Here is a 3,278-nt window from a genome sequence, read left to right on the forward strand (position 1 = left end):
AGTAGGATTAATTACAATTGAAAAAGATAAAGTTTATGCTTATAAATGGTTTAATATGGATACCAACAGCAAACTTTGCAAAATAACCGTTCCGGGAAACATTGATGACGGAGCATACTTAAATGTTTCTGTTTTGAAAGCAAAAAATTCAAAAGAAGTATTTTTAAATCCTCACAGTTATGCTTTAAAATATTTTAAAATCGCATCCGATACCAAAAAAGAAATAAAACCGAAAATAACAGTTCCGGAACTTGTAAAGCCGGGTTCCGAACTTAAAATAGAATATTCAACATCGGAGACGGCCAGAATCATTATTTACGGAGTTGATGAAGGAATATTACAAGTAGCAAAATATAAAACTCCGGATCCTTTATCGTATTTCTTCAGGAAACCGGCACTTGATGTAAGCTCTTATCAAACTTTAGATTTGTTCTTACCCGAATTTTCTGTAATAAAAGAAGTTTACGGTATCGGCGGAGGTACGGGGTTTGATTCCGAAGCAGAAGCTCTTTTAAATGCCGGACTTAATCCTTTTAAAAGGCAAACACAGGCACCCGTGGTTTTCTGGTCGGGAATAATTGACAGTAATAAAACCCCTAAAAAATATACATATAATGTTCCGGACTATTTTAACGGACGCTTAAAAATTATGTGTGTTGCCGTAGGTAAAAACACTTCTTTCGGCAGCAGTGAAAAATCCGTCGTTGTAAGAGCACCGATAGTTTTGTCGGCAGGAGCACCTGTTGTTGCTGCTCCTTCGGATGTTTTTGATGTTAATTTAAAAATTACAAACAGTAAAGAAGATTCCAATGCTGCCGATCTTGAAGCTGTAATTTCCGTTTCGGATAATTTGGAAGTGTCAGGAGAAAAAATAAAAAATATTCATATAGAATACGGAAAAGAAGGTACTTTAAATTTTAAAGTTAAGGCACTTGATAAATTGGGAAATGCGGAAATTAAGTTTAATGTAACAGATAAACTTTCGGACAGCAAAGCAAAAATATCTTCTGCATTAAGCATTCGTCCGGCAAGTGTTTATGCAACAGATATTACTGTAGGTGAAAGTAAAAACGAAAGTTTCGATATAAAAAATTTTAAAAATATTGACGGTTATAACGAGTTTTGCGATAAAAATATTGTTGTATCAAACAGTCCTTTGATTATAGCGTTTGGCTTGGAAAAATATTTGGAAAAATTTCCTCACGGATGTACGGAACAGATTACAAGTCAAACTTATGCTTCCATAGCATTATACGGCCTTACGGAAGAAAACAAAACAATATTTAAACGTTATATTGAAAAGTTAGCTTCAAGACAGAGAGTTGACGGCGGTTTTTCTCCGTGGCCCGATTATGAAGGAGTCAGCGACTATGCATCTTTATATGTATTGCAATTCCTTACCGATGCACAAAGTTTGGGATATGAAGTTCCCGGTGTAATGTTAAAGAAGTTGTTGGATTGGACAAGAAATTTTATTAAAGAACCTAACGATAAATACGAAGCTGATTTGCAGGCCGAAGCACTTTATCTTTTGGCAAGAAACTCTATAGTTTTAACGGGACAATTATCTAAATTGGAAGATTATTTTGATAATAATGTTAAAAATTGGGCAGGAACAATATCAGGGGCATACATTGCTTCTGCTTACAGATTGTTACAGAACGAAGATAAAGCACAAGATATAATAAAGAAATTTAAAGTTAAAACGGAGAAAAATGATAATCAGGTTTATTCGGATTATGATTCCGATTTTGTTAGAAATTTAACATATGTATATCTTATATCAAAACATTTTCCCGAAATTTTAAATAATCCTGACGTTGCAAAAATAATACAAAATGCCATGGATAACATTGTTAACAAAAATTATAATACTTTAAGTTCCGCAAAAACTGTTTTGGCGGTTGCCGCTTATTCAACGGCCAACAAAGATAAAGATGATAATATAGAAATTTTTATTGACGGACAAAAAGCGGAAAGAACAAAAAATTCACTCGGATTTATGCAAGCGACAATTTCTTCCAAGGCAAAAAATATAAGTGTAAAATCAAATACCACAGGTTCACTCGGTTTGTTTTATGCAATAACGCAACAAGGATTTTTTAAAGATAAAAAGCAAAATATATCCAAAGGTTTACAAATTGATAAAAAATATTTTGATAAAGACGGAAACGAAACAAACGCTGTTAGAGTAGGCGACGAAATTAAAGTTAAAATTACCGTAAAAACAACGGATAAAAAGTATGTATCAAATATGGTTGTAACGGATTTGTTACCCGGCGGATTAAGTATTGTTCCCGGAAGTTTAAACGGTACATTCGACAGTTTTGACATTAGAGAAGACAGATTATTAATTTACACATCTGTCGGTTCGGAACCCAAAGAGTTTTCTTATGAAGCAAAAGCTGTAGCTTCAGGAAGTTTTGTTTTGCCTGCGGTTGAAGCTTGTCATTTATATGATTTAAACAGATATGCTGTTTCAGGCAATTCCGTATTTAAAGTAAATCCGCGTAAGTAGAAAACTGATTGATTTTACAATTTGCTATGTTAAACTTTTTTAAAAAATATGCCAAAAATATTATTGCTTTTATAATAATATGTTCGGTAATTATTTTAATAATAAGATTTTTTCCGAGACCGAAAATATTAAATGATTATACCTTTTCAAAATCATTTTTTTCACGTGACGGAAATCTTTTACGGGTTACCGTTTCTTACGATGACAAATACAGAGTTTTTTATCCGTTAAACGAAATACCCGAACAAATTCAACATGCTGTTTTGATGTATGAAGATAAAAATTTTTATTTTCATATCGGTATAAATCCTGTTTCTCTTTTAAGAGCAATAAAAACTACTTTTATATCAAAAAACGGAAAACAGGGTGCATCTACAATTACAATGCAAACCGTAAGAATTCTATACAATTTAAATACCAAGACCGTTGCAGGAAAAATTAAACAGATATTTTCGGCTTTATGGCTTGAGATGAGATATTCCAAAAAAGATATTTTGGAAGCATATTTTAACATAGCACCTTACGGTTATAATATTGAAGGTATAGGTGCCGCATCATTAATTTATTTTAATAAAAGATTAAAAGACTTGGAGTTGCACGAACAACTTACACTTGCCGTTATTCCGCAAAATCCGAATATCAGAAGACCGTCCTTAAAAACCGGATTTGACAAAATGAAAATTGCAAGAAAAATATTGTACGACAAATGGAAAAAGAAATATCCCGAGTCAAAAAACAAAGAGCATTTTTTTGATATGCC

General features: G+C 32.5%; 2 protein-coding genes. Both read left to right on the top strand.

From position 1 onward, the window contains the following. The coding region (locus ACMUOV_RS02035; protein ID WP_413853300.1) for an alpha-2-macroglobulin family protein at positions 1 to 2,518 on the top strand (2,518 nt) is incomplete at its 5' end. Positions 2,519 to 2,526: 8 nt separating this feature from the next. Next, on the top strand, positions 2,527 to 3,278 hold a 752-nt coding region (locus ACMUOV_RS02040), incomplete at its 3' end, for a transglycosylase domain-containing protein (RefSeq protein WP_413853302.1).

Source organism: Candidatus Ruminimicrobium bovinum, from assembly GCF_902760015.1.
GTDB lineage: Bacteria > Elusimicrobiota > Endomicrobiia > Endomicrobiales > Endomicrobiaceae > Ruminimicrobium > Ruminimicrobium bovinum.